The sequence below is a fragment of the Rhodococcus sp. IEGM 1307 genome (assembly GCF_030056915.1).
In the GTDB taxonomy this organism is placed as follows: Bacteria; Actinomycetota; Actinomycetes; order Mycobacteriales; family Mycobacteriaceae; genus Rhodococcus_F; species Rhodococcus_F opacus_D.
Window position 1 is genome coordinate 76,707 of record NZ_JASHKW010000021.1, and the last position, 25,143, is coordinate 101,849.

Annotated in this window: 23 protein-coding genes; 9 read left to right on the forward strand and 14 right to left on the reverse strand. The window is 68.3% G+C overall.

Annotated features, from left to right (window positions below):
• Position 1 precedes the first annotated feature (1 nt).
• Positions 2-1,360, reverse strand: coding sequence for a Pup--protein ligase (gene pafA, locus QM841_RS32520; protein WP_012687833.1), 1,359 nt, complete (start codon positions 1,358-1,360; stop codon positions 2-4).
• 73 nt (positions 1,361-1,433) lie between these two features.
• On the opposite strand from pafA, the gene QM841_RS32525 reads away from it, so the two are divergent.
• Positions 1,434-2,900: a phosphatase PAP2 family protein gene (locus QM841_RS32525; RefSeq protein WP_280780060.1), complete on the forward strand. Its 1,467-nt coding sequence runs from the start codon at positions 1,434-1,436 to the stop codon at positions 2,898-2,900.
• On the opposite strand, the gene prcA is transcribed toward QM841_RS32525, so the two are convergent.
• From prcA to QM841_RS32550, 5 genes are all read right to left on the reverse strand, one after another.
• A complete protein-coding gene (gene prcA, locus QM841_RS32530; RefSeq protein ID WP_283335136.1) occupies positions 2,891-3,670 on the reverse strand; it encodes a proteasome subunit alpha in 780 nt (259 codons plus the stop codon). The two genes, QM841_RS32525 and prcA, sit on opposite strands and share 10 nt — an antisense overlap.
• Positions 3,667-4,551, reverse strand: a complete 885-nt coding sequence (gene prcB, locus QM841_RS32535; protein ID WP_037229527.1) for a proteasome subunit beta — start codon at positions 4,549-4,551, stop codon at positions 3,667-3,669. The genes prcA and prcB overlap by 4 nt, the downstream gene beginning before the upstream one ends.
• Positions 4,548-4,742 (reverse strand): ubiquitin-like protein Pup, encoded by a 195-nt coding sequence (locus QM841_RS32540; RefSeq protein ID WP_007299058.1) that lies wholly within the window; start codon positions 4,740-4,742, stop codon positions 4,548-4,550. Before QM841_RS32540 ends, prcB begins: the two co-directional genes overlap by 4 nt.
• 170 nt (positions 4,743-4,912) lie before the next feature.
• Positions 4,913-6,412 (reverse strand): depupylase/deamidase Dop, encoded by a 1,500-nt coding sequence (gene dop, locus QM841_RS32545; protein WP_007299057.1) that lies wholly within the window; start codon positions 6,410-6,412, stop codon positions 4,913-4,915.
• 74 nt (positions 6,413-6,486) lie between these two features.
• Positions 6,487-6,864 (reverse strand): nitroreductase family deazaflavin-dependent oxidoreductase, encoded by a 378-nt coding sequence (locus tag QM841_RS32550; RefSeq protein ID WP_283335137.1) that lies wholly within the window; start codon positions 6,862-6,864, stop codon positions 6,487-6,489.
• 82 nt (positions 6,865-6,946) lie between these two features.
• On the opposite strand from QM841_RS32550, the gene QM841_RS32555 reads away from it, so the two are divergent.
• On the forward strand, positions 6,947-7,495 hold the full coding sequence (locus QM841_RS32555; protein WP_283335138.1) for an NUDIX domain-containing protein: 549 nt from the start codon (positions 6,947-6,949) through the stop codon (positions 7,493-7,495).
• Between the two features lie 65 nt (positions 7,496-7,560).
• Here the strand turns inward: QM841_RS32555 and arc are convergent, their stop codons facing one another.
• Positions 7,561-9,336 (reverse strand): proteasome ATPase, encoded by a 1,776-nt coding sequence (gene arc, locus QM841_RS32560; RefSeq protein WP_005243005.1) that lies wholly within the window; start codon positions 9,334-9,336, stop codon positions 7,561-7,563.
• Positions 9,337-9,517: 181 nt separating this feature from the next.
• On the opposite strand from arc, the gene QM841_RS32565 reads away from it, so the two are divergent.
• Positions 9,518-10,012, forward strand: coding sequence for a WKL family lipoprotein (locus tag QM841_RS32565; RefSeq protein WP_283335139.1), 495 nt, complete (start codon positions 9,518-9,520; stop codon positions 10,010-10,012).
• Positions 10,013-10,060: 48 nt separating this feature from the next.
• On the opposite strand, the gene QM841_RS32570 is transcribed toward QM841_RS32565, so the two are convergent.
• Positions 10,061-10,915: a tRNA (adenine-N1)-methyltransferase gene (locus QM841_RS32570; protein ID WP_009473523.1), complete on the reverse strand. Its 855-nt coding sequence runs from the start codon at positions 10,913-10,915 to the stop codon at positions 10,061-10,063.
• 94 nt (positions 10,916-11,009) lie between these two features.
• Here QM841_RS32570 and QM841_RS32575 point away from each other — a divergent pair, with 94 nt between their 5' ends.
• The gene (locus tag QM841_RS32575; RefSeq protein WP_283335140.1) at positions 11,010-11,915 is read left to right on the forward strand and encodes a RecB family exonuclease; all 906 of its coding nucleotides are present in this window, start codon (positions 11,010-11,012) and stop codon (positions 11,913-11,915) included.
• The gene (locus QM841_RS32580; RefSeq protein ID WP_280780054.1) at positions 11,912-12,748 is read left to right on the forward strand and encodes a thioesterase family protein; all 837 of its coding nucleotides are present in this window, start codon (positions 11,912-11,914) and stop codon (positions 12,746-12,748) included. The genes QM841_RS32575 and QM841_RS32580 overlap by 4 nt, the downstream gene beginning before the upstream one ends.
• A 64-nt stretch (positions 12,749-12,812) precedes the next feature.
• Here QM841_RS32580 and hisG read toward each other — a convergent pair whose 3' ends face one another.
• From hisG to metH, 6 genes are read right to left on the reverse strand one after another with little or no spacing between them, the layout of a single operon-like run.
• Positions 12,813-13,664: an ATP phosphoribosyltransferase gene (gene hisG / locus QM841_RS32585; protein WP_105416235.1), complete on the reverse strand. Its 852-nt coding sequence runs from the start codon at positions 13,662-13,664 to the stop codon at positions 12,813-12,815.
• Positions 13,665-13,711: 47 nt separating this feature from the next.
• Positions 13,712-13,993 carry a phosphoribosyl-ATP diphosphatase gene (locus QM841_RS32590; protein ID WP_009473527.1) on the reverse strand — a complete coding sequence of 94 codons (282 nt, stop codon included), beginning with the start codon at positions 13,991-13,993 and terminating at the stop codon, positions 13,712-13,714.
• 25 nt (positions 13,994-14,018) lie between these two features.
• Positions 14,019-14,912, reverse strand: a complete 894-nt coding sequence (locus QM841_RS32595; protein WP_283335141.1) for a pseudouridine synthase — start codon at positions 14,910-14,912, stop codon at positions 14,019-14,021.
• 1 nt (position 14,913) lies between these two features.
• A complete protein-coding gene (gene trhO / locus QM841_RS32600; protein ID WP_283335142.1) occupies positions 14,914-15,771 on the reverse strand; it encodes an oxygen-dependent tRNA uridine(34) hydroxylase TrhO in 858 nt (285 codons plus the stop codon).
• A 15-nt stretch (positions 15,772-15,786) separates the two neighbouring features.
• Complete coding sequence (locus tag QM841_RS32605; RefSeq protein WP_283335143.1) at positions 15,787-16,479, reverse strand: HAD family hydrolase; 693 nt, start codon at positions 16,477-16,479, stop codon at positions 15,787-15,789.
• Positions 16,472-20,041, reverse strand: a complete 3,570-nt coding sequence (metH, locus tag QM841_RS32610; protein ID WP_283335144.1) for a methionine synthase — start codon at positions 20,039-20,041, stop codon at positions 16,472-16,474. Before metH ends, QM841_RS32605 begins: the two co-directional genes overlap by 8 nt.
• A gap of 51 nt (positions 20,042-20,092) precedes the next feature.
• On the opposite strand from metH, the gene QM841_RS32615 reads away from it, so the two are divergent.
• The 4 genes from QM841_RS32615 to QM841_RS32630 all read left to right on the forward strand — a co-directional run bounded on the left by QM841_RS32615 (position 20,093) and on the right by QM841_RS32630 (position 25,091).
• Positions 20,093-21,034 carry a PAC2 family protein gene (locus tag QM841_RS32615; RefSeq protein WP_009473532.1) on the forward strand — a complete coding sequence of 314 codons (942 nt, stop codon included), beginning with the start codon at positions 20,093-20,095 and terminating at the stop codon, positions 21,032-21,034.
• Complete coding sequence (locus QM841_RS32620; protein WP_280780049.1) at positions 21,031-22,182, forward strand: MFS transporter; 1,152 nt, start codon at positions 21,031-21,033, stop codon at positions 22,180-22,182. Before QM841_RS32615 ends, QM841_RS32620 begins: the two co-directional genes overlap by 4 nt.
• Positions 22,183-22,272: 90 nt before the next feature.
• Positions 22,273-24,768: a nitrite reductase large subunit NirB gene (gene nirB / locus QM841_RS32625; protein WP_283335145.1), complete on the forward strand. Its 2,496-nt coding sequence runs from the start codon at positions 22,273-22,275 to the stop codon at positions 24,766-24,768.
• Positions 24,765-25,091 carry a Rieske (2Fe-2S) protein gene (locus QM841_RS32630; RefSeq protein ID WP_280780047.1) on the forward strand — a complete coding sequence of 109 codons (327 nt, stop codon included), beginning with the start codon at positions 24,765-24,767 and terminating at the stop codon, positions 25,089-25,091. Before nirB ends, QM841_RS32630 begins: the two co-directional genes overlap by 4 nt.
• The last annotated feature ends 52 nt before the right edge of the window (positions 25,092-25,143 follow it).

The window sequence follows — 25,143 nt, forward strand, 5'->3', positions numbered from 1 at the left end:
GCTACATCGAGGCAATCAGGCGCTCCACCCGCTCGTCGACCGACCGGAACGGGTCCTTGCACAGCACGGTCCGCTGGGCCTGATCGTTGAGCTTGAGGTGCACCCAGTCGACCGTGAAGTCGCGTCCGGCCTCCTGCGCCGCGGTGATGAACTCGCCGCGCAGCTTCGCCCGGGTGGTCTGCGGCGGAGTGTCCACCGCCGCCTCGATCGTCTCGTCCTCGGTGATCCGCTTCACCAGCCCCTTGCGCTGCAGCACGTCGAACACGCCGCGACCGCGTTTGATGTCGTGATACGCCAGATCCAGCTGCGCGATCTTCGGGTCGGCCAGCTCGAAGCCGTGCCGGTCCTGGTAGCGCTGGAACAGCTTGCGCTTGATCACCCAGTCGATCTCCGTGTCCACCTTCGCGAAGTCCTGCGTCTCGACGGCGTCGAGCATGCGACCCCACAGGTCGACCACCTGAGTGACCTGCGGATCGGGATCCCGGTTCTGCAGGTGTTCCACCGCGCGCGCGTGGTACTCCCGCTGAATGTCGAGGGCGCTGGCCTGCCTGCCGCCGGCGAGCCGCACCGGGCGGCGTCCTGTGACGTCGTGACTGACCTCGCGGATGGCGCGGATCGGGTTGTCGAGCGCGAAGTCGCGGAACGACACCCCGGCCTCGATCATCTCGAGCACGAGCGCCGCCGTGCCCACCTTCAGCATGGTGGTGGACTCCGACATATTCGAGTCGCCGACGATCACGTGCAGGCGGCGGTACTTCTCCGCGTCGGCGTGCGGCTCGTCACGGGTGTTGATGATGGGCCGCGACCGCGTGGTCGCCGAGGACACGCCTTCCCAGATGTGCTCGGCGCGCTGCGACAGGCAGAACGTCGCCGCCTTCGGCGTCTGCAGGACCTTGCCCGCGCCGCAGATCAGCTGCCGCGTCACCAGGAACGGGAGCAGCACGTCCGAGATCCGGGAGAATTCGCCGGCCCGGGCCACGAGGAAGTTCTCGTGGCAGCCGTACGAATTGCCCGCCGAATCGGTGTTGTTCTTGAACAGGTAGATGTCACCGCCGATGCCTTCCTCGGCGAGCCGCTGTTCGGCGTCGATCAACAGCTCCTCGAGAACGCGCTCCCCCGCCCGGTCGTGGTTGACCAACTGGATGAGGTTGTCGCACTCGGCGGTGGCGTATTCGGGGTGCGAGCCGACGTCCAGATACAGGCGGGCACCGTTCCGGAGAAACACGTTGGAGCTCCGGCCCCACGACACCACCCGCCGGAACAGGTAGCGCGCAACCTCGTCCGGGCTCAGTCGCCTGTGACCATGGAAGGTGCAGGTCACACCGAACTCTGTCTCAATTCCCATGATTCGTCGCTGCACACCTCGACAGTACAACGCGGATCACCCGGCGGAGCGATAAAACCGTCCAGCGACACCCCGCGCATACGCTGAGATGGTGAACCGACACTTACGCCGAATCCATCGGGCCGACGAGATCGTCTTCGACCGCAGCGCCAATCTGAGTCCCTCCGGGCTAGACCGGGCCATGCGCTTCCTCAGCCGCGCGGCCGACAAGGGGCTCCTGTGGTGGTTCGTGGCGGCGGTCCTGGGACTGGTCGGCGGGCGCGCCCGCCGCGGTGGTGTGCGCGGACTGCTGTCCCTCATGATGGCGAGCGGTCTGGCCAACGGCATCCTCAAACCGCTGTTCCCCCGGCGGCGCCCCCCGGCCCGCGTATGGACGAACGTGCTGCGCGGGGTGGCGATCCCCCGGTCCTCGTCGTTCCCGTCGGGACATGCGGCGTCGGCGGCGGCGTTCACCACGGGTGTCGCCCTGGAATCGCCCGCGACCGCTGCCGTCGTGGCCCCGCTCGCCGCCGCGGTCGCCTACTCCCGTGTGCACAACGGCGTGCACTGGCCGACCGACGTTGCCGCCGGACTGCTACTCGGCGGGGCCGTCGCGTCGGGCACCCGCCGCTGGTGGGCGGTGCGCACGGAGGAACCGGCAGAGCTGGGCCCTGCCGTCGACGCACCGGCACTTCGGGGCGGCGAGGATCTGCTCGTGGTGGTCAACCCGGAGTCCGGGCCGGACAGTGTCGATCCGAGTGAGGAGATCACAACCGCTCTCCCCAAGGCCGACGTGCGCGCACTCGACACCGCCCGCGATTTCGCCGAACAACTCGACGCCTGGGTGGCCGATACGGAGCCGCGCGCCCTCGGGGTGTGCGGTGGCGACGGGACCGTGGTCGCCGTCGCGTCCGCGGCAGCGCGTCACGCGTTGCCGCTGGCGGTGTTCCCGGGCGGCACGCTCAATCACTTCGCGCGGGATGCCGGCGCCGCCGACATCTCGGACACGGTGAACGCCGTCGAGACCGGGCATGCGGTTCTCGTCGATCAGGCCGTCGTCCACACCGATGTCGCGGAGCCGGCGCCGTTCCTCAACACCGCCAGTCTCGGCGGCTATCCCGACGCGGTGCGTCTGCGGGAGAAGTGGCAACCGCGGTACGGGAAGTGGCCCGCGGCATGTGTGGCGATGATCCGGATTCTCTCCGCGGCAACACCGCTCGCCGTCACCATCGACGGCAGGCCCGTGAAGGTGTGGATGTTGTTCGTGGGGAACGGTCGGTATTCCCCCGGCGATCAGGTTCCGATGTCGCGTCCCGCCATCACCGGCGGACTGCTCGACGTCCGGTACGTGCGGGCCGACCGGAAAGCGTCCCGGCCGCGGCTGCTGTTCGCCGCCGCCACCGGGACACTCGGAAGCAGCCGGGTGTACGTGCGATCCCTCGTGCCCCGGCTCACCGTCCGCGTGGACGGCTCGCCGGTCGCACTGGCCACCGACGGTGAAGTGGTCGCCGACGCCCTGCGGTTCGACTTCCGGACGGTGCCCGAAGCGATCGCGGTATACCGGCCTCAGACCTGAGGGTCGGCCGGCTTCGTCTCGGGGTCCGGCTTCGACTCCGAAGCCGGCTCCGGGGCGGCCGCGGGCGCTGCGGGGATCAGCTGTTCGAGCGCGGGTCCGGTGATCCGCCGGAACGCGCGGCGAGGACGGGACTGGTCGAGCACGGCCACCTCGAGGCTGGCCACGTCGACGTTGCGCTTCTCGCCTTCTCCGGCACCACCCCGACGCAGGGCGTTGACCGCGATACCGACCGCCGCCTCGAGATCGAGGTCGGCACGGTACGACTCGCGCATGGCGGTCGCGATCGGCTCGGTCGTGCCACCCATCACGACGAAATGCTGTTCGTCGACGATGGATCCGTCGTAGGTGATGCGGTACAGCTGGGGAGCCTTCGGGCTGCCCACGCGCCCGACCTCCGCGACGCAGATCTCCACCTCGTACGGCTTGGGCTGTTCGGTGAAGATCGTGCCCAGGGTCTGCGCGTACGCGTTGGCCAGCGATCGGCCCGTCACGTCACGGCGGTCGTAGGAGTAGCCCCGCATGTCGGCGTGGACGATCCCGGCGCGCCGCAGGTTCTCGAACTCGTTGTACTTGCCGACGGCCGCGAAACCGAGCCGGTCGTACAGTTCGCTGACCTTGTGCAGCGCGGTGGAGGGATTCTCGGCGACGAACAGCACGCCGTCGCGGAACGTGAGCACCACGACGCTGCGTCCGCGGGCAATTCCCTTGCGCGCCAGTTCCGAGCGGTCCCGCATGATCTGCTCGGCGGACGCGTAATACGGCATGGTCATCGCGCAGACCCCCCTTCTTCGGTGCGCTCGGCGACGATGCGCCGAGCCAACTCGGACGTCGTCTCCTCGGACACGTGCACGGCACCGGCCTGGGTGATCGTGACCGCGGTCGGGTAGATGCCGCGGGTCAGGTCGGGCCCACCGGTGGCCGAATCGTCGTCGGCCGCGTCGTACAACGATTCGATGGCCGCCCGCAGGGCGGTCTCCTCGTCGCTGTCCGGCGAGTAGATCTTCTTCAGTGCCGACTTCGCGAACAACGACCCGGAACCGACCGCGTGGTATCCGGCGCGTTCCTCGTACCGGCCGCCGACGACGTCGTACGAGACGATCCGGCCCGCGTGGGCCTCGTCGTCCGCGTCGAGGTCGTACCCGACGAGCAGCGGAACGACCGCGAGACCCTGCATCGCCGCCCCGAGGTTGCCCCGCACCATCGACGCCAGGCGGTTGGCCTTGCCGTCGAAGGTCAGCTGAACGCCCTCGATCTTCTCGTAGTGCTCGAGTTCGACGGCGAACAGGCGAACCAGCTCGATAGCGATCCCCGCGGTGCCGGCGATACCGGCCGCCGAGTATTCGTCGGTGACGTACACCTTCTCGACGTCCCGGCTGGCGATCAGGTTGCCCTGGGTCGCGCGCCGGTCGCCTGCGAGCAGGACGCCACCCTTGTAGGTGAGCGCCACGATCGTCGTTCCGTGCGGTGCGAGATCACCGCTCTCCATCCCGTCACCACCCCGTGTCGAGTGCGAACGATGGCCGATCCGATTCTCCGGCAGCAATTCTGGTGCGTGACCACGCAGATACTCGGTGAACGAGCTCAGATTCGAACCGAAACTGAGCCTCGTCTCACCGTCGCCTGTCCGCAATGCCGGTCGATCCGCCGTCACTGGCCGCCCTTCTGGACATAGGCCCGGACGAAGTCCTCGGCGTTCTCCTCGAGCACGTCGTCGATCTCGTCGAGCAGGTCGTCGGTGTCCTCGGCCAGCTTTTCGCGACGTTCCTGACCCGCGGCACCGTCAGCGCCCGGGGTGTCGTCCTCGTCGCCGCCACCAGTTCGTTTGGTCTGCTCTTGTGCCATCGCAGCCGACCTCCTTGTGTGAAGGGAGCTCTTCTTCCGAGCGTCCTGTCCTGCCAAGCAGTCTGACTACATCATCCGCTCGGACCTTCACCCTACCGAGCGCCGCCGCCGCACGTGTGCCGACGCGACGGCGAGTTCCGGCGCAGATCCGTCCGCGACCGCTCGACGGGTCAGTTCGTGAGCTCGTCGACGAGTTCTTTCGCGGTCTCCACCGACTCCAGCAACTCCCCCACGTGCGCCTTGCTGCCCCGCAACGGCTCGAGGGTGGGGATACGGACCAGGGAGTCGCCACCGAGATCGAAGATCACCGAATCCCAGCTCGCGGCCGCGATGTCGGCGCCGAACTTGCGCAGGCACTCACCTCGGAAGTAGGCGCGGGTGTCGGTGGGCGGGGTGTCGACGGCGTCGAGCACCGCCTGCTCCGAGACCAGCCGTTCCATCGACCCGCGGGCGACCAGCCGGTTGTACAGACCCTTGTCCAGGCGGACGTCCGAGTACTGCAGGTCGACCAGATGTAGCCGCGGCGCGGACCAGTTGAGGCCCTCGCGGTTCCGGAAACCCTCGAGCAGCCGCAGCTTGGCCGGCCAGTCCAGCAGGTGAGCGCACTCCATCGGGTCCCGCTCGAGAAGGTCGAGCACCATCGCCCACTTCTCCAGCAGATCGGCCACCCGGGGGTCGTCGTTGCCCTCGGCGGACATGAACTTGTCGACCCGGTCCAGGTAAATTCGCTGCAAGGCAAGCCCGGTCAGTTCCCGGCCGTCGGCCAGCGCGACGGTGGCGCGCAGCGTCGGGTCGTGGCTGATGTGGTGCACGGCGGTCACCGGGCGGGCCAGCTGCAGGTCGGTGAGGTCGACACCGGCCTCGATGAGATCGAGGACCAGGGCCGTCGTCCCGACCTTCAGGTACGTGGACATCTCGGCGAGGTTCGCGTCGCCGATGATGACGTGCAATCGCCGGTACTTGTCCGCGTCCGCGTGGGGTTCGTCGCGGGTGTTGATGATGCCGCGCTTGAGTGTCGTCTCGAGCCCGACCTCCACCTCGATGTAGTCGGCTCGCTGGGACAGCTGGAAACCGGCCTCGTCACCGGACTGGCCGATGCCCACCCGTCCCGACCCGCAGATCACCTGACGGGACGCGAAGAACGGGGTCAACCCGTTGATCACCGCGGAGAACGGCGTGGCCCGGGACATCAGGTAGTTCTCGTGGGTGCCGTACGACGCGCCCTTGCCGTCCACGTTGTTCTTGTACAGCTGCAGTCGCGGGGCGCCGGGAACGCTCGACGCGTGCCGGGCGGCCGCCTCCATCACCCGTTCGCCCGCCTTGTCCCAGATCACGGCGTCCAGGGGGTCGGTGACCTCCGGGGCCGAGTACTCGGGGTGCGCGTGATCGACATAGAGGCGGGCGCCGTTGGTGAGGATCATGTTGGCTGCGCCGACCTCGTCGGCATCGATCACCGGCGCCGGGCCGCTCAACCGGCCCAGGTCGAATCCGCGGGCATCGCGCAGCGGGGATTCCACCTCGTAATCCCATCGGGTGCGCTTCGCGCGCGGCACTCCCGCTGCCGCCGCGTAGGCCAGCACCGCCTGGGTGGACGTCAAGATCGGATTGGCCGAAGGCTCGCTGGGTGAGGAGATTCCGTACTCGACTTCGACACCGATGATCCGCTGCATGCTGCCGAGCCTATGCGATCACCCACATCACCCGGCGGCACACTCCTGCCGCGCGAGCCGTCCGCGCCCGGCGACTAGTCCGGCGAGCACTCCAGGTACTGGTCCGCCGAGATCGCCCGGAGCACCGTGCGGACCCCGGCGGGAGCCCAGGAGTGGGTGCTGTCGGTGACGACGCTCGGGTCGGACAGGTGCACCGTCCGGCGGCGCGCCACGATGGTGCATCCGCCCGCCGCCACCACGTTTCGCACCCAATCGCTCTGCGCACCGTACGTCAGGGCGAACCGGTAGCGGCCGTCTACGACGAACACGTTGACGGGTGTGCGATACGCCTTGCCCGACCTGCGGCCCCGGTGCTCGACCATGGCGAACCCGGGCAGGATCGTCGCGACGTGACGGCTCACCTGATTGGTGACGACCCGGTTGAATCGGGCGACCGAACGCGGCAACGCCATGACCTCTCACCCCTTCGGCACCGGAACGAGCAACCGACCTCGACAGTACCGACGTCCGCCGGGGTGCTGGCAGGATCGACACATGGATTCCGCACCGAACACCCCACCCGGCACGGACGAAGTGGTGGCGGTGTTCGACAGTGCTGGACGACCGGTGGGGTCCGCGGAGCGTTCCCGGGTCTACGCCGAGGGGCTGTGGCACGCGAGTGCCGGCGTCCTCGTCCGGTCCGGCGACGGAAAGCGCCTCTACGTGCACCGACGCTCGGACACGAAGACGGTGTTCGCCGGACATCACGACTGCCTGGCGGGCGGGGTGGTCGATCCCGGGGAGACCCCGGAGGAGGCCGCGAGCCGGGAGCTGGCGGAGGAACTGGGCATCACCGGAGTGGGCCTCACCCCCATCGCGAAAGTGGCGTGGGACGGGCACTGGCAGGGTTTGCGGCTGCGGTGCCACCTGTACGCCTACGAGACGCACTGGGACGGGCCGATCGTCCACCAGGCCAGCGAGATCGCGTCGGGCTGGTGGTGGACGCCCCACGAACTGGTGACGCATCTGCACGACCCGCAGTGGCCGTTCGTGCCGGACACCCGGGCGCTCCTGGAGGACTACCTCGTGACACGGGACCGCTGACACACAGCCGCCTGCGCGGCGGGAACCGTGTTCGAGTTCCCGCCGCGCAGGTGGTGCCGCACGGCTTACAGGTACTGGCCCGTGTTGGATTCGGTGTCGATGGCGCGGCTCGCGCTCGCGTTCTTACCGGTGACCAGCGTGCGGATGTAGACGATCCGCTCACCCTTCTTGCCCGAGATCCGGGCCCAGTCGTCGGGGTTGGTGGTGTTCGGCAGGTCCTCGTTCTCCGAGAACTCGTCGACGATGGAGTCGAACAGGTGCTGGACCCGCAGACCCGGGGCACCGGTGTCGAGCACCGACTTGATCGCGTACTTCTTGGCGCGGTCGACGATGTTCTGGATCATCGCACCCGAGTTGAAGTCCTTGAAGTACAGGACCTCCTTGTCGCCGTTGGCGTACGTGACCTCGAGGAAGCGGTTCTCCTCGCTCTCGGCGTACATGCGGTCGACGACCCGTTCGATCATCACCCGGATGCAGGCCGTGCGGTCGCCGCCGAACTCCGCGATGTCGTCGGCGTGCACCGGCAGCGTCTCGACGAGGTACTTCGAGAAGATGTCCTGTGCCGACTCCGCGTCGGGACGTTCGATCTTGATCTTCACGTCGAGGCGGCCGGGACGCAGGATCGCGGGGTCGATCATGTCCTCGCGGTTGGACGCGCCGATCACGATGACGTTCTCGAGTCCTTCGACACCGTCGATCTCACTGAGCAGCTGCGGCACGACGGTGGTCTCGACGTCGGAGGAGACACCCGACCCGCGGGTACGGAAGATCGAATCCATCTCGTCGAAGAACACGATCACCGGGGTGCCCTCGGACGCCTTCTCCCGGGCCCGCTGGAAGATCAGCCGGATGTGCCGCTCGGTCTCGCCGACGAACTTGTTCAGCAGCTCGGGGCCCTTGATGTTGAGGAAGTAGGACTTGGCTTCCTTGCTGTCCTGGCCCCGGGCCTCCGCGATCTTCTTCGCGAGCGAGTTGGCGACCGCCTTGGCGATGAGCGTCTTACCGCACCCGGGCGGACCGTAGAGGAGCACACCCTTCGGTGGCCGCAGCTCGTATTCGTGGAACAGGTCCTTGTGGAGGAACGGCAACTCGACGGCGTCGCGGATCTGCTCGATCTGCCGTCCGAGGCCGCCGATGTCGTCGTAGTGCACGTCGGGAACCTCTTCGAGGACCAGATCCTCGACCTCGGCCTTGGGGATCCGCTCGAACGCGTACCCGGCCTTGGTGTCGACGAGGAGGGAGTCACCCGGCCGAAGTTTGCGGGTGGGCGATTCCGCGTCGTACGCGATCGACTCCCTCTCGCTCTCCTCGAAGACGGTCGCGAGGGGTTCGGCCAGCCACACGATCCGTTCCTCGTCGGCGTGGCCGACCACGAGGGCGCGCTGACCGTCGTCGAGGACCTCGCGCAACGTGCTGATCTCACCCACACGCTCGAAGTTGCCCGCTTCCACGATCGTGAGAGCCTCGTTGAGGCGCACGGTCTGGCCGAGCTTGAGGGTCTCGGCGTCGACGTTCGGGGAGCAGGTCAACCGCATCTTGCGGCCGGAGGTGAACACGTCCACGGTCTGATCGTCGTGCACTCCGAGCAGCACGCCGTACCCGCTCGGCGGCTGGCCGAGGCGATCGACTTCTTCTCGAAGGGCGATGAGCTGCTGACGGGCTTCCTTGAGGGTGTCCATCAGCTTGGTGTTCCGGATGGACAGCGAGTCCACTCGCGATTCCATCTCACGAAGCTGTTCCGGCGACTCCGCGAGCTGCCTGCGCAGTGCCGACGCCTCTGCGCGCAACGCCTCGAGCTCTCGTGCGGCCGCAACCGAATCGGGGTTCTCTGTCGAGCTCATGTGCGTCTCCTCCCAATGAGATCTATCAACGCTACCGGCACTGCCCGAATTCTGCGCCGTGACACGGATTCTGCCGATTGCGAATCGGCATCGTGACGCCCTGGGCCACCGAACCTCTCATGTTAGCCTTACCTACTTGTCGAGCAGTTTCTCTCTGTTCTGTGTAACGAAAGGGTTCGTCGTGATAATCCGCAAGCCCCTGAACGGAACATCTTTCATCGGTAGGGCCGTGGTTGCCGTGGGCGCGGTGGTCCTCGCGCTCGGGATGTCGGCCTGCTCGTCCGACGACGCATCCGACACCGCGGCGACGACGTCCGCGGCTACGGCGAGCGAGGCGGTTGCCGCCCCCACGTCCGACGAACTGCTCGGTACGCTGCAGGTCCTCGTGGACCCCGCCCGACCGGTCGACGAGAAGACCGTCGTGGTCGTCGACGGCGACGAACGTCGCCCGAATCTCGAGGCCATGACGGCGGCGATGGCCAACTACCCGGTGTCCTTCACGGTCACGGATGTGCAGGTAGAGGGCGATACCGCGACGGCGAACGTCGCGATCGTCAGCCCGCACGGCACGGCCGCTCCGACCGCGTGGACGTGGGAGAACGTCGACGGCACCTGGAAGGTGTCGGACGAGAGCACGTGCACCCTGCTGGGCATGGCACGCGCCGGCTGCAGCTAATCTCCCGCCTTCGGCGGCGTCCTGTCCGGGCGCCGCCGAAGGCGTGTCTCAGCCCTTGCCCGACCGGCGCTGCGGCTTGGGGGTGACGGTTCCCTCGGCGAGTCGCCGGGCGCTCACCAGGAACGCGGTGTGGCCCTGCATCCGGTGTTCCGGGCGCACGGCGAGCCCGACGACGTGCCACCCGCGGACGATCGATTCCCAGGACCGCGGCTCGGTCCAGCACTCCTGCTCGCGCATCGCCTCGACCACCTTCGAGAGCTGCGTCACAGTGGCGACGTAGACGATGAGCACACCGCCGGGAACCAGCGCCTTGGACACCGCGGGCAGCGCATCCCAGGGGGCGAGCATGTCGAGGACCACCCGGTCGACCTGACCGCCCGCCGCGTCGGCGTCGAACTCGGCGACGTCGGCGATGGTCAGGTCCCAGTTCTCGGGGCGTTCCCCGAAGAACGTCTCGACGTTCCGGACCGCGTGTTCGGCGTGGTCGTCGCGCACCTCGTACGAGATGACCCGGCCTTCCGGACCGACCGCCCGCAGCAATGAGCACGTCAGCGCGCCCGACCCGGCACCGGCCTCGAGCACGCGGGCGCCAGGAAAGACGTCGCCCTCGTGCACGATCTGCGCGGCGTCCTTCGGGTAGATGACCTGCGCCCCGCGGGGCATCGACAGGATGTAGTCGACGAGCAGCGGACGCAGCGCGAGATATGGGGTGCCGTTGGTCGACTTGACCACGCTGCCCTCGTCGGTGCCGATCAGGTCGTCGTGCAGGATGCCGCCGCGGTGGGTGTGGAACTCCTTGCCGGCCTCCAGGTTGACCGTGTAGTGCCGGCCCTTGGCGTCCGTCAACTGGACGCGATCGCCCACCCGAAACGGTCCGCTCGGTCGCGTTTCGCGTCCCACCATCGTCACCGACTCCTCAGCCTGTTCGTCCGGCGCCGTCCGACGCCCACACCGCGCCCCGACTCGACTGTCGGACCGGGGGCCTACCCTGCCAGGTGTGAGCATCTCAGAGTCGCCAGCCCCCGCCACAAAGGGTTCCCCGTCACAGCCCGGCGACACTTCGGCCACCCGCAGGCGCCCCGCCCTGTCACCGTCCCGCGCCGGCGACTTCAAGCAGTGCCCGCTCCTCTACCGTTTCCGCGCGGTCGACCGGCTCCCCGAGGCGCCGTCGCGCGCGCAGGTGAAGGGCACGGTCGTGCACGCCGCGCTGGAGACCCTGTTCGGGCTGCCCGCGGCCGAACGCGTTCCGCGAAAAGCGGTCGATCTGATCCTCCCGTCCTGGGAGCGCATTCTCGCCGAGGCCCCCGACCTGATCGACCTGGTCCCCGAGGACGAGCGCGACACGTTCCTCGACGAGGCGCGTGCCCTCGTCACCGCCTATTACGAGCTGGAGGATCCCACCCGGTTCGAGGCCGAATCGTGCGAACAGCGCGTCGAGACCGAACTCGCCGACGGGGTGCTGCTCCGCGGATTCGTCGACCGCATCGACGTCGCCCCCACCGGTGAGGTGCGGGTGGTCGACTACAAGACCGGCCGGGCGCCCCGCGAGATGTCCGAGTCCAAGGCGCTGTTCCAGATGAAGTTCTACGCGCTGGTCCTGCTCCGCACCCGCGGCATCGTTCCCGCGCAGTTGCGACTGCTGTACCTCGCGTCCGGCACGGTCCTCACCTACGCACCCGACGAGGACGAACTGCTGCGGTTCGAGCGCACGCTGTCGGCGATCTGGAAGGCCATTCTGGCGGCCGGGGTCACCGGCGATTTCCGACCCAAGCCGAGCCGGCTCTGCGACTGGTGTGATCATAAGTCTCTGTGCCCCTCGTTCGGTGGAACGCCGCCTCCCTACCCGGGATGGCCGGAGGGGCCCGCCGAAGACGCACCGGGTTTCGAGGAGATTGTCGAATGAGTTCCGAGTCCTATTACGTACCACTCGGTTTGGAAGCACTGAGTGCGCCGGAAGTGGACTCGGACCAGAAGATCACCGTCGAGCGGTTCGACAGCACGGATCTGACGATCAGTGTGTGGGCGGAGACGATGCAGCACGGCGCTCCCCCGTCCGCGCTGCTCGTGCGAGCACTCGAGCGCTGCGCGCCGCGCGACGACGTGCGTCTCACGCGGGTCGTGGTCGAGATCCTCGGTCCCATCCCGATCGCCGAACTCGAGGTCCGGTCCTGGGTGCAGCGACCGGGACGCCGGGTGGAGCTGGTGGTCGCCGAATTGTGGACCGTCGGCGACCGTCCCCGTGCCGTCGCGCGGGGCTCGGCGTGGCGGATGGAGACCGTCGACACGAGCGACGCCGTCCACGTCGTCGACCCACCACTCGAACCGCGGTCCACCGGCCGGGACGGCAAGTTCGGCAAGGCCTGGAACTCGGGCTACCTGACGACCCTCGACTGGCGGTGGATCGCCGAGATGGGATGCGAGGGCCCGGGCAAGCTGTGGGCGAAGCCGCGACCCGCACTGGTTCTCGGCGAGACCTTGACGCCGCTCGAGCGGCTGTTCTCCATCGCGGACATCGCGAACGGCGTGGGATCGAAACTCGACCCGGCGGACTGGACGTTCCTCAACACCGACCTCACCGTGCACATCTTCCGGGTCCCCGAGGGTGAGTGGGTGGGGGTCAGCTCCGAAACCTCCATCGGACCCGACGGAGTGGGCATGTGCGCGGGCGTGCTCTACGACGAGACCGGCGCCGTCGGCCGGATCGCCCAGACCGTGCAGGTCCGCGCCCGCCCCTGAGCGGAGCGAGCGCGGACCGTGTTGCGGGCGGAGCGAGCGCGGATCGTGTTGCGGTGGAACCAGATCAGAGCGCGCGGCAGGACCGGATGTTGGACGCGAGGATGGCCTTGGCGCCGAGGTCCGCGAGTTCGTCCATGACTCCGTTGTGGCCCTTGATCGGGACCATCGCCCGGACCGCGACCCAGTTCTCGTCGGCGAGCGGCGACAGCGTCGGCGACTCGAGGCCCGGGGTGATCTTCAATGCGTCGTCGAGGATCGTCTTGGGGCAGTCGTAGTCGAGCATCAGGTTCTGCTGCGCGAACACGATGCCGCGCACCCGCTCGACCAGCTGGTTGCGTGCGGAATCGCCGTCGGGCGAGCCGGCGCGCTCGATGAGCACACCCTCGGAGTCGCACAGGGTGTCGCCGAACGCGACCAGGTTGTGCTGGCGCAGCGTGCGGCCGGAGCCGACGACGTCCGCGATGGCGTCGGCGACGCCGAGCTGGATCGAGATCTCCACGGCGCCGTCGAGGCGGATGACCGAGGCCTCGATACCGCGTGCGGACAGGTCGTCGCGCACCAGGTTGGGGTAGGACGTGGCGATCCGGAGCCCCGCGAGGTCCTCGACCGTCCAGTCCTTGCCCGCGGGAGCGGCGTACCGGAACGTGGAGCGGCCGAAGCCGAGCGACAGCCGTTCGGCGACCGGGGCACCCGAGTCGCGGGCGAGGTCGCGGCCGGTGATGCCGAGATCGAGTTCACCGGATCCGACGTAGATCGCGATGTCCTTGGGGCGCAGGAAGAAGAACTCGACCTGGTTGGACGGGTCGAGGACGGTCAGGTCGCGGGAGTCGGTGCGACGGCGGTAACCGGCCTCGCTGAGGATTTCGGCGGCGGACTCGGACAGCGAGCCCTTGTTGGGGACTGCGACGCGCAGCATGGCGGAGGGTTCCTTTCGGGAGCGGGTGGAGGAGTCTCGATCACCGATCACAGATGTCGGTAGACGTCCTCGAGCTTCAGGCCCTTACCCACCATCAGCACCTGCGTCCAGTACAGCAGCTGAGAGATCTCCTCGGCGAGCGCCTCATCGCTCTCGTGCTCGGCGGCGATCCACACCTCACCCGCCTCTTCGAGGATCTTCTTTCCCTGCGAATGGACGCCGGCGTCCAAGGCGGCAACGGTGCCGGAGCCCTCGGGGCGGGTAGCGGCACGCTCGGTCAGCTCGGCGAACAGGGATTCGAAGGTCTTCACGAGGACCCATTGTTTCACGCCGCCGCGGACCTCTCCGAACCGGTCACCACCCGAGTGTGCGGCGACTCTCGAACCGGCGGACCTCACCCGAACGGGGATCGGTGAACTCGATGGCCCGCGCCAGCAACCGCAACGGCGTCGAGAAGTCGCCGGGCTCGGATCGCCGGAAGTCCGGGTAGTAGTTGTCGCCCTCGATCGGCAACCCCAGCGACGACATGTGCAACCGCAGTTGGTGTGTCCGGCCGGTCTTCGGCAGCAGGCAGTACCGCGCGCGGCCGTCGCGGGTCTCGATCAGGTCGACGACGGTCTCACTGTTCGGTTCGCCCGGTTCCTCCGTCGCCGTCATGATCCCGTGTTCCTTGACGATGCGACTGCGGATGGTGCGCGGAAACGTGAGCGTCGGATCGTGCCCGGCGACGGCCTCGTATTCCTTGGTGACCTGCTGGGACACGAACAGTTCCTGATACGGCCTGCGGTCTTCCCGCCGGATCAGGAACACCAGGACGCCGGCCGTCATCCGGTCGAGCCGGTGCGCCGGTGTGAGGTCGGGCAGGTCGAGCGCCCGCCGCAGCCGCACGACCGCCGTCTCGGTGATGTGCGCGCCCCGCGGAATGGTCGCGAGGAAATGGGGTTTGTCGATCACCACGAGGTGGTCGTCGCGGTGCAGGATGTCGATCTCGAACGGAACCGGGATCTCCGGCGCGGGGTCTCGGTAGAAGTACACGAAACGCGTCGGGGCATAACGGGTCCCGCGGTCGACCACCCTGCCGTGTTCGTCGACGACGTCCCCGCCGTCGATCAGCGACAGCCAGTGCGCGCGTTCGTCCGGGTACGTCTCGACCAGGAATTCGGCGACCGTCTTCGTGCCGACGCCTGCCGGCATCCGGATGCGATCGGGACCGAGGCCGTTGCGGACCGGCAGGGGCGCCCCCGCCACCTCAGCCCGCCCGATTCTCGGTGCAGTCGGCGCAGACGAGCACGAGTTCGCGACCCCGGTCGTCCGGCAGATTCTCGTACCGGGACGTCGGACCGCCGCACGTGCTGCAGCGCCCCAGGGTCTTGGCCTGATCGCTGAACTCGATGCTCATCCGCTTGTCGAACACGTACAGCGACCCCTCCCACAAGCCCGTGTCGCCGAATGCCTCGCCGTAGCGGACGATGCCGCCGTCCAGTTGGTAGATCTCACCGAATCCGCGCGAGCGCATCAGCGAGGACAGGACCTCGCACCGCACTCCCCCGGTGCAGTACGTGACGACGGCCTTGTCCTTGAGATGGTCGTACTTGCCGCTGTCGAGTTCGTGCACGAACTCGCGCGTGGTGGACACGTCGGGCACGACGGCGTCCCGGAAGCGTCCGATCTCCGCCTCGAAACCGTTGCGCCCGTCGAAGAAGACGACGTCGTCACCGCGACCCTCGATCAGGCGATGCACCTCGTCGGGCGCCAGGTGGGTACCGCCGCCGACGACGCCGTCCGCGTCCACCTTCAGCTCGCCCGGCGCACCGAACGTCACGATCTCCGGCCGCACCTTGACGCTCAGCCGCGGGAAGTCGTCACCGAGCCCGTCCGACCACTTGATGTCGGCGTCCTTGAACGGCGCGTAGCTGCGCGTCCCCTTCACGTACCGCTTGACGTCGTGGATGTCGCCGCCGACCGTCGCGTTGATGCCGTGCTCGGAGACGAGGATCCGTCCGGTGAGGCCGTTCGCCTCGGCGAGTGTGTACTGCCACAGCCGTATCGCCTCCGGGTCGGCGAGCGGAGTGAACACGTAGAACAGCACGATTTTCGGGACAGCCACGGGAAACCAGACTACCTAGAGACGGACACCACTCCGCTGCGCCCACACCTCGGCGAGGTCGGAACCGGTGAGGCCCTCGAGACTGTCCCGGAACACCCGCCCCGGGCCGTCGGCCACCGCGATCTCGCACGGGACGATGAGGACGACGCACCCCGCGGCCTGCGCGGACGCCGCACCGGTGGGCGAGTCCTCGATGGCGAGGCACTGCGACGGATCCAGCCCCAGCAATTCCGCGCCCCGCAGGTACGGGTCTGGATGCGGTTTGCCTGCCGGCACCTCGTCGCCGCACACCGAGTGGTCGAAGTGGTGCCTGCCGAGCGTCTCGAGTGCCCGCTCGGTGAGCCGGCGCTCGGTGTTGGTCACCAGCGCCGACCTCAGGCCGTGCGCCCGGACGGTCCGCAGTGCGTCGTGGGCGCCCGGCCGCCACGGGATCCCGTCGCCGAACAATTCCTCGACGCGCGTGAACATCCATTCCTTGGCCTCGGCGAGCGCCGCCGGATCCCGGTCGAGCCCGAGGGCGTCGAAGATGACGCCGAGAGCGTTGGCGCTGGACGCACCGATCGTCTTCAGCCGCGTCTCCTCGGTCATCGGCCCGCCGAGGTGCAGCGACAACTCGCGGACCGCGACGTCCCACATCTTCTCGGAATCGAGCAGCGTTCCGTCCATGTCCCACAGAACACCTGCGAGACCGTCGAATGCATCAGACATTGAAGTACTTCGCTTCGGGGTGGTGCAGCACGAACGCATCCGTGGACTGCTCGGGATGCAACTGCAGTTCCTCCGACAACTTCACACCGATCCGTTCGGGTTCGAGCAGAGCGACCATCTTCGCGCGGTCCTCCAGGTTGGGGCAGGCGCCGTACCCGAAGGAGTACCGGGCACCGCGGTAGGCGAGGTCGAAGAATCCGGACACCTCGGACGGGTCCTGCTCGGCCACGTTGTGACCGCCGGGCAGCACGAGTTCCTCGCGGACCCGTTGATGCCAGTACTCGGCCAGCGATTCCGTCAGCTGCACGCCGATACCGTGCACCTCGAGGTAGTCGCGGTACGCGTTGGCGGCGAACAGCTCGTTCGCGAAGTCCGCGATCGGCTGTCCCATCGTGACGAGCTGCATCGGGAACACGTCGACCTGACCGGTCTCCTTCGCCTCGGTGCGGGACCGGACGAAGTCGGCGACGCACAGGAAGCGGTCGCGGTGCTGGCGCGGGAACGTGAACCGGAAGCGTTCCTCCGCGTCGGGTGTCGGGTCGGTGAGCACGACCACGTCGTCGCCCTCGGACACCGCGGGGAAGTAGCCGTACACGACGGCGGCGTGCGCGAGGATTCCCTCGGTGCTCAACCGGTCGAGCCAGTACCGCAGGCGGGGGCGGCCCTCGGTCTCCACCAGTTCCTCGTACGTGGGACCGTCGCCGGAACGCTGCCCGCGCAGACCCCACTGCCCGAGGAACAGGGCCCGCTCGTCCAGCAGCCCGGAGTAGTCCGACAGCGAGACGCCCTTGACGATCCGGTTGCCCCAGAACGGCGGGGTCGGGACCACGATGTCGGTGGCCACGTCGGATCGCTCGGGCACCTCGATCGGGGTCTCGGCCGCCTTGCGCTTCTCGGCGATCCGCTTGGACCGTTCGTGCCGTGCCTTGCGTTCGGCCGCCTTCTCGCGGGCCGCGATCGCTTCCGGGCTGTCCGGGTCGGGTCCGCCGCCACGCTTGACGGCCATGATCTCGTCCATCCGGTGCAGGCCCTCGAACGCGTCGCGCGCGTAGCTGACGTCGCCCTCGTACACCTCGGCCAGGTCGTTCTCCACGTACGAACGGGTCAGCGCGGCACCGCCGAGGAGGACGGGGAACTTCTCCGCGACACCCTTGGCGTTGAGTTCCTGCAGGTTGTCCTTCATGACCACGGTCGACTTCACGAGCAGACCGGACATGCCGATGACGTCGGCCTTCTGCTCGATCGCCGCGTCGAGGATCGTCGCGATCGGCTGCTTGATGCCCAGGTTCACCACGTCGTACCCGTTGTTGCTCAGGATGATGTCGACGAGGTTCTTGCCGATGTCGTGGACGTCGCCCTTCACGGTGGCGATGACGATGCGGCCCTTGCCGTCCTCGTCGGTGGCCTCCATGTGCGGTTCGAGGTATGCCACGGCCGCCTTCATCACCTCGGCGGACTGCAGCACGAACGGCAGCTGCATCTGCCCGGATCCGAAGAGTTCGCCGACGGTCTTCATGCCGGACAGCAGCGTCTCGTTGATGATCGCGAGCGGCGGCTTCTCCTCCATCGCGGCGGTGAGGTCGTCGTCGAGGCCGTTGCGTTCACCGTCGACGATGCGGCGTTCCAGACGCTCGAACAGCGGCAGCGCCGCCAGTTCCTGGGCGCGGGATTCGCGTGCCGACGCCGCGGAGACGCCCTCGAACAGTTCCATCAGCTTCTGCAGCGGGTCGTAGCCCTCGCGGCGGCGGTCGTAGACCAGGTCGAGGGCCGTTTCCCGCTGTTCGTCGGGGATCCGTGCCATCGGCAGGATCTTCGACGCGTGCACGATGGCCGTGTCCAGGCCGGCCTCGGTGCACTCGTGCAGGAACACCGAGTTCAGGACCTGCCGGGCCGCCGGGTTGAGACCGAACGAGATGTTGGACACGCCGAGGGTGAAGTGCACCCGCGGATGCCGCTTCTTCAGCTCGCGGATCGCCTCGATCGTTTCGATCCCGTCGCGGCGGACCTCTTCCTGACCGGTGGAGATCGGGAAGGTCAGCGCGTCGATGATGATGTCGGACTCGTCGAGGCCCCAGTTCGCGGTGAGGTCGTCGAGCAGGCGCTCGGCGATGCGGACCTTGTGCTCCGCGGTGCGTGCCTGGCCCTCCTCGTCGATGGTCAGCGCGACGACGGCGGCGCCGTGCTCCGTGACGAGCCGCATGATCTTCTGGAACCGCGAGTCCGGTCCGTCGCCGTCCTCGTAGTTGACGGAGTTCACGGCGCACCGGCCGCCGAGGTGCTCGAGGCCGGCCTGCAGGACCGCGGGCTCGGTGGAGTCGAGCATGATCGGCAGCGTCGACGACGTCGCGAACCGGCTCGCGAGGGCGGCCATGTCGACGGCGCCGTCGCGTCCGACGTAGTCGACGTTGAGGTCGAGCATGTGGGCGCCGTCGCGGGTCTGGTCCTTCGCGATGTCGAGGCACTTCTGGTAGTCCTCGGCGATCATCGCCTCGCGAAACGCCTTGGAGCCGTTGGTGTTCGTGCGTTCACCGATCATCAGGATGCTGGCGTCCTGCTGGAACGGCACCGCCGTGTACAGCGAGGACGTCCCCGACTCGTGCACCGGGTTCCGCTCGGCCTTCTCGACCAGACGGACCGCTTCGGCCACCTGCCGGATGTGCTCGGGAGTGGTGCCGCAGCATCCGCCGACCAGACCGAGTCCGAACTCGGTGACGAAGCCGCTGAGCGCCTCGGCGAGCTCCTCCGCGGTGAGCGGGTACTCGGCGCCGTTCGGGCCGAGCTGCGGCAGTCCGGCGTTGGGCATCACCGACACCGGAAGGGAGCTGTACTTGGACAGGTGGCGGAGATGTTCGCTCATCTCGGCGGGACCGGTCGCGCAGTTGAGGCCGATCATGTCGATACCGAGCGGTTCGAGCGCGGTCAGCGCGGCACCGATCTCGCTGCCGAGGAGCATCGTGCCGGTGGTCTCGACCGTGACGTGGGTGATGATCGGCAGCCGCGACCCCAGCGTTTCCATCGCCCGCTGACTGCCGAGGATGGCGGCCTTCACCTGCAGCAGGTCCTGGCAGGTCTCGACGAGGATCGCGTCGGCTCCCCCGTCGATCATGCCCATCGCTGCCTCCGCGTAGGCGTCGCGGAGGATCGCGAACGGTGCGTGGCCCAGCGTCGGCAGCTTGGTTCCGGGTCCCATCGAGCCGAGGACGAAGCGGCCCATGCCGTCGCGTCCGGGCCCCATCTCGTCGGCCACGTCACGCGCCAGCCGGGTGCCCTTCTCGGCCAGTTCCCGGATACGGTCCGAAATGTCGTAATCGGCGAGGTTGGGTAGGTTGCACCCGAACGTGTTGGTCTCGACGGCGTCGGCCCCGGCCTCGAAATACGCGCGGTGGATGTCTTTCAGCACGTCAGGGCGGGTGTCGTTGAGAATTTCGTTGCAGCCTTCGAGCCCGAGGAAGTCGTCGAGCGTGAGGTCCGCGGCCTGCAACATGGTGCCCATGGCTCCGTCGCCGATGACAACGCGCTGGTTCAACGCATCGAGCAGGGCAGAGTGAAATGGCGCAGACATGCCGTCCAGACTAGTGGGCGCGCGAACCAATGCTGGCCGTAGGCTGGGTGGGTGAGTTCCAGTGAGTTCCCCGTCACGCCTGCGGGCCGCGACGACGACACCCCCGACACCGAGGACGCCGGTGCGACGGACAGTGGCGTGCCCGTACTTCGTGACCCTGTCCTCGTCGCCGCCTTCGAGGGCTGGAACGACGCCGGCGATGCCGCGAGCGGAGCCGTCGAGCACCTCGAGTTGACCTGGGACGCCCAGCCGCTCGCCGAGCTGGACTCCGAGGAGTACTACGACTACCAGGTCAATCGACCCACGGTGCGGCAGGTCGACGGTGTCACCCGGGAGATCGTGTGGCCCGCCACCCGGCTGTCGGTGTGCTCGCCTCCCGGCAGCGACCGCGACGTGGTTCTGCTGCGTGGGATCGAACCGAACATGCGCTGGCGCAGCTTCTGCGAGGACCTCCTCGAGCTGATCGACCAGCTGCAGATCAACACCGTGGTGATCCTCGGGGCGCTGCTCGCGGACACCCCGCACACACGGCCGGTCCCGGTGACGGGCAGCGCGTACAGCAGTGAGGCCGCCGAGCGGTTCAAGCTCGAGCAGACCCGCTACGAGGGTCCGACCGGGATCACCGGGGTACTTCAGGACGCGTGCGTCCGGGCCGGTGTGCCAGCCGTGTCGTTCTGGGCGGCCGTGCCCCACTACGTGTCCCAGCCGCCGAATCCCAAGGCCACGGTGGCGCTGCTGCAACGCGTCGAGGATGTCCTGGACATCGAGGTTCCCCTCGGAGAACTCCCGGCCCAGGCCGACGACTGGCAGGAAGCCGTCACCGAGATGACCGCGGACGACGAGGAGATCGGCGAGTACGTCCGTTCCCTCGAGGAGCGCGGCGACGCCGAGACCGACATCTCCGACGCCATCTCGAAGATCGACGGTGACGCGCTCGCCGCCGAGTTCGAGCGATATCTCCGCAGGCGTGGGCCCGGCAGCTTCGGGCTGTGACGAAGAACTCATCCGAGTCGCTTCGTTCCTCGCTCCAGCGCACGGCGCTCTACGCCGGCGGTTTCCTCGGTCCGTTCGGCGGCGGGGTCGTCGCCTCGATCCTTCCCGAGATCGGGGACGACCTCGGCGTGAGTGCGTCCGCCGCGGCCGGCTCGCTGACGGCGTACCTGCTGCCGTTCGCGTTGCTGATGCTGGTGTCGGGCACGCTGGGCGCGCGGTGGGGGCAGACGCGGACCGTGCGGATCGCGTACGGCGTCTATCTGCTGTCGTCGCTGGCGTGTTTCGCGGCGCCGACGCTGCCGCTCTTCCTCGGCGCCCGCGTGCTCCAGGGGTGTTCGAACTCGTTCACGACGCCGCTGCTGCTGGCGGCGCTCGCCGCCTCGACTCCGCAGAAGCATCTGGGCCGGGCGCTGGGGGTCTTCGGCGCCTTCCAGGCCGCAGGAACGTCGAGCGCGCCGCTCGTCGGCGGGCTCGCGGCGGAGGTCGACTGGCGACTCGCGTTCCTCGTCATCGCCCTCGTGGCCGCGGTGCTGGGTCTGGTCGGCGTTCCGGACAGCGCTCCCGCCGAGCCGGGGGCACCGCGCCCGCGACTGCGCGACGCCCTCACCCCGTCGGTGCTGAGAATCGGGGTGGTGGCACTCCTCGGCTGGGGTGCGCTCGGTGGGCTGAGCTTCCTGGTCGCGTTCCGCGCCGAGGACGCCTTCGGGCTGAGCCCCACCCAGCGCGGGCTGCTCCTCACCGGGTTCGGCGTGGCAGGCATCCTCACCGCCCGCCTCGTCGGCGGGGTCATCGACAAGATCGGGGCCCGGTCAGCCGTCCTGATCGGCGCGGTCGGCGGGGCGATTCTCGTCGCGGCCGCCGGGACCGTGTCTCTCCTCGCAGTCGTGGCCGTGGCGTGGTTCGCGGCCGGAATCGCCGGTCAGTTCGTCCTGGTCGGTGTCAACGCCGCCGTGCTCGGGTCGCCGGGCCCGAACCGGGGCGGCGCGGTGTCCGTCGTGCAGGCGCTGCGGTTCATGGGCAACGCGCTCGCGCCGATCACCCTCACCCCGGTGTACTCGGTGTCGCCCGCGGCCGGCTTCCTGCTGCCCGCGCTGCTCCTCGCCGTGCTGGCCCCGCTGCTCATGCCCCGCGACCGCGCACCCGCCTGACACGCCTTCCGGGAGGGCTGTGAGGTGTTCCTGATTCCCACGTAACGTGTGCGCAGCCGTTACGACACTCCCGGGGCGGAGCCTCGACGCATGGCCAACACACCGAGTTCGAGCAAGCTGCTGGTCGTCGGCAACGGTATGGCCGGCGCACGCACCGTCGAGGAGATCCTGAACCGCGGCGGCGGCGAGCGTTTCGAGATCACCATGATCGGCGACGAGCCCTACGGCAACTACAACCGGATCATGCTCTCGCACGTTCTGTCCGGCGAAGCGGCCGTCGACGACGAGGACCTGATCCTCAACCCCATGGGCTGGTACACCGCCAACGGCGTCAAACTCCACGCCGGCGACCGCGCCGTCGCACTCGACCGGTTCGCGAAGACCGTCACCTGCGAGAGCGGCCGCGTCGTCGACTACGACGTGCTCATCATCGCCACGGGAAGCAACACGTTCTTCCCCAACATGGACGGGTTGCGCGAGCACGACGGGCGCCTGGCCCGCGGGGTGTTCGGATTCCGGAACATCGCCGACACCAACGGCATGCTGCAGATGGCGCAGGCCCGCGACGACGTGTCCGCGGTGGTGATCGGCGGCGGCCTGCTCGGTCTGGAGGCGGCGTACGGGCTGCGCACACAGGGCCTCACCGTCGACGTCGTCCACTCCCCCGGGCACCTGATGAACCAGCAGCTCGACGAACGCGGCGGCAGCGTCCTGCGCGCCGAGATCGAGAAACTCGGCGTCGGCGTCCACACCTCGATGCGGACCACCGCCGTGCTGCGCGACGAAGCGGGCCTGGTGACCGGGGTGTCGTTCGTCGACGGCTCCACCCTGGACGCCGACATGGTCGTCGTCACCGCCGGAATCCGGCCCAACACCGAACTCGCACGGGCCGCCGGGCTGGTGGTCGAACGCGGTGTGGTGGTGGACGACCAGATGCGCTGCGAGGACGAGGGTTCCGTGTACGCCGTCGGCGAGTGCGCACAGCACCGTGGGGAGACCTACGGCCTCGTCGCCCCGGTGTGGGAACAGTCGGTCATCCTCGCCGAAGTCCTCACCGGCTCCAATCCCGAAGCGGCGTATGTCGGTTCGCGCACCACCACAAAACTGAAGGTCGCCGGCGTCGACGTGGCCGCGATGGGCGTCAAGGGACCGGAGACGGCGGACGACGAGTTCGTCCAGTACTACGAACCGCGCAGCGGCACGTACAAGAGCCTCGTCGTCCGCGACGGCAAGCTGATCGGCGCCACCCTGATGGGCGACATCAGCAAGGCCGGTTTCCTCACGCAGGCGTTCGACGGCAAGGTGCCGCTGCCCGAGGAGCGGATCAGCATGCTCTTCGACGTCGGAGCCCCGAGCGCCGCGACGAGTGTCGCCGATCTCCCCGACGACCTGCAGGTGTGCAACTGCAACGGCGTGAGCAAGGGCGATCTGGTGGCGTGCGTCCATTCCGGCGCCAAGACCCTCACCGACGTCTGCGCCCAGACCCGGGCCGGCAAGGGCTGCGGCTCGTGCAAGGGACTCGTCGCCGACATCGTGGCCTGCGCCGCGGGCGGCGAACTCGAGGCCGACCCCTCCGCAGACTGGTACGTGCCCTGCATCCCGATGACGAAGCCCGAACTCATCGCGACCATCCGGGAACGCGATCTCCGCGCCGTGTCCCAGGTGTTCGCCGAGCTCGCCGCGGACGCAAAGGAGGACGCGTCCGCGAAGATGCCCCTGGCCTCGCTGCTCCGCACCATCTGGGGGCCCGACTGGGTGGACGAGCGCGGCGCGCTGTTCATCAACGACCGCGTCCACGCCAACATCCAGCGCGACGGCACGTTCTCGGTGGTCCCGCAGATGAAGGGCGGCGTCACCACGCCCGAGCAACTCCGCAAGATCGCCGACGTGGCCGACAAGTACGGCGTGCCGCTCGTGAAGGTCACCGGCGGGCAGCGCATCGACCTGCTCGGCATCAAGAAGGAAGACCTTCCCAAGGTGTGGGGTGACCTCGACATGCCGTCCGGGTTCGCCTACGGCAAGAGCATGCGCACGGTGAAGACGTGCGTCGGAACCGATTTCTGCCGCTACGGTCTCGGCGATTCGACCAGCCTCGGCATCGCGCTCGAGGAGCGGTTCCAGGGCCTGGAAACGCCCGCGAAACTGAAACTCGCGGTCGCCGGATGCCCACGTAACTGCTCGGAGGCCCTGTGCAAGGACTTCGGTGTGGTCGCGGTCGGCGACGGCCGATGGGAAATCTACGTCGGCGGCGCCGCCGGAGCGCACATCCGCAAGGGCGATCTGCTGGCCACGGTCGAATCACCGGAAGCCGTAGTGGAACTCGGCGGCCGCTTCATCCAGTACTACCGCGAGAACGCGAAATGGCTCGAACGCACGTACGACTTCGTGCCGCGGGTGGGACTCGAACATCTTCAGGCGCTACTGGTCCGAGACGAGGAGGACATCGTGACGGGATTGGACGAGCGGATCCAGACGGCGGTGGACGGCTACCGGGATCCCTGGAAGGAGCGCAGCGCGCCGAAATCGCCCGCACAGTTCGCTCCGTCGCTCCCGCTGCTGCCGCTTCCCCAGGTGCCGGTCCGATGACCGCCCTGATCGAGGGGCCTTCCGAGGTCGCGGTGGGGCCGGTCAGCGACCTGACGCCGGGCGAAGGCCGGACGTACGTCGTGCAGAACCGTCAGGTCGCCGTATTCCTGTTGTCGGACGGCACCGTTCGGGCGATGGATGCGGTGTGCCCGCACAAGGGCGGGCCCCTCGCCGACGGACAGATCGACGCCACCGGCGTGATGTGCCCGCTCCACCAGTACGCGTTCGCCTTCGACACGGGCGCCTGCGCATCCGAGGGTGTGGGCTCGGTCCGCACCTACTCCGCGTCGGTTCGCGAAGGGTCGGTCGTCGTGCACGTGTGAGAGGCCGCTCACCGGCGCTGTGTCCTGATACGGCGTGCCTTTCGGGAAAGTC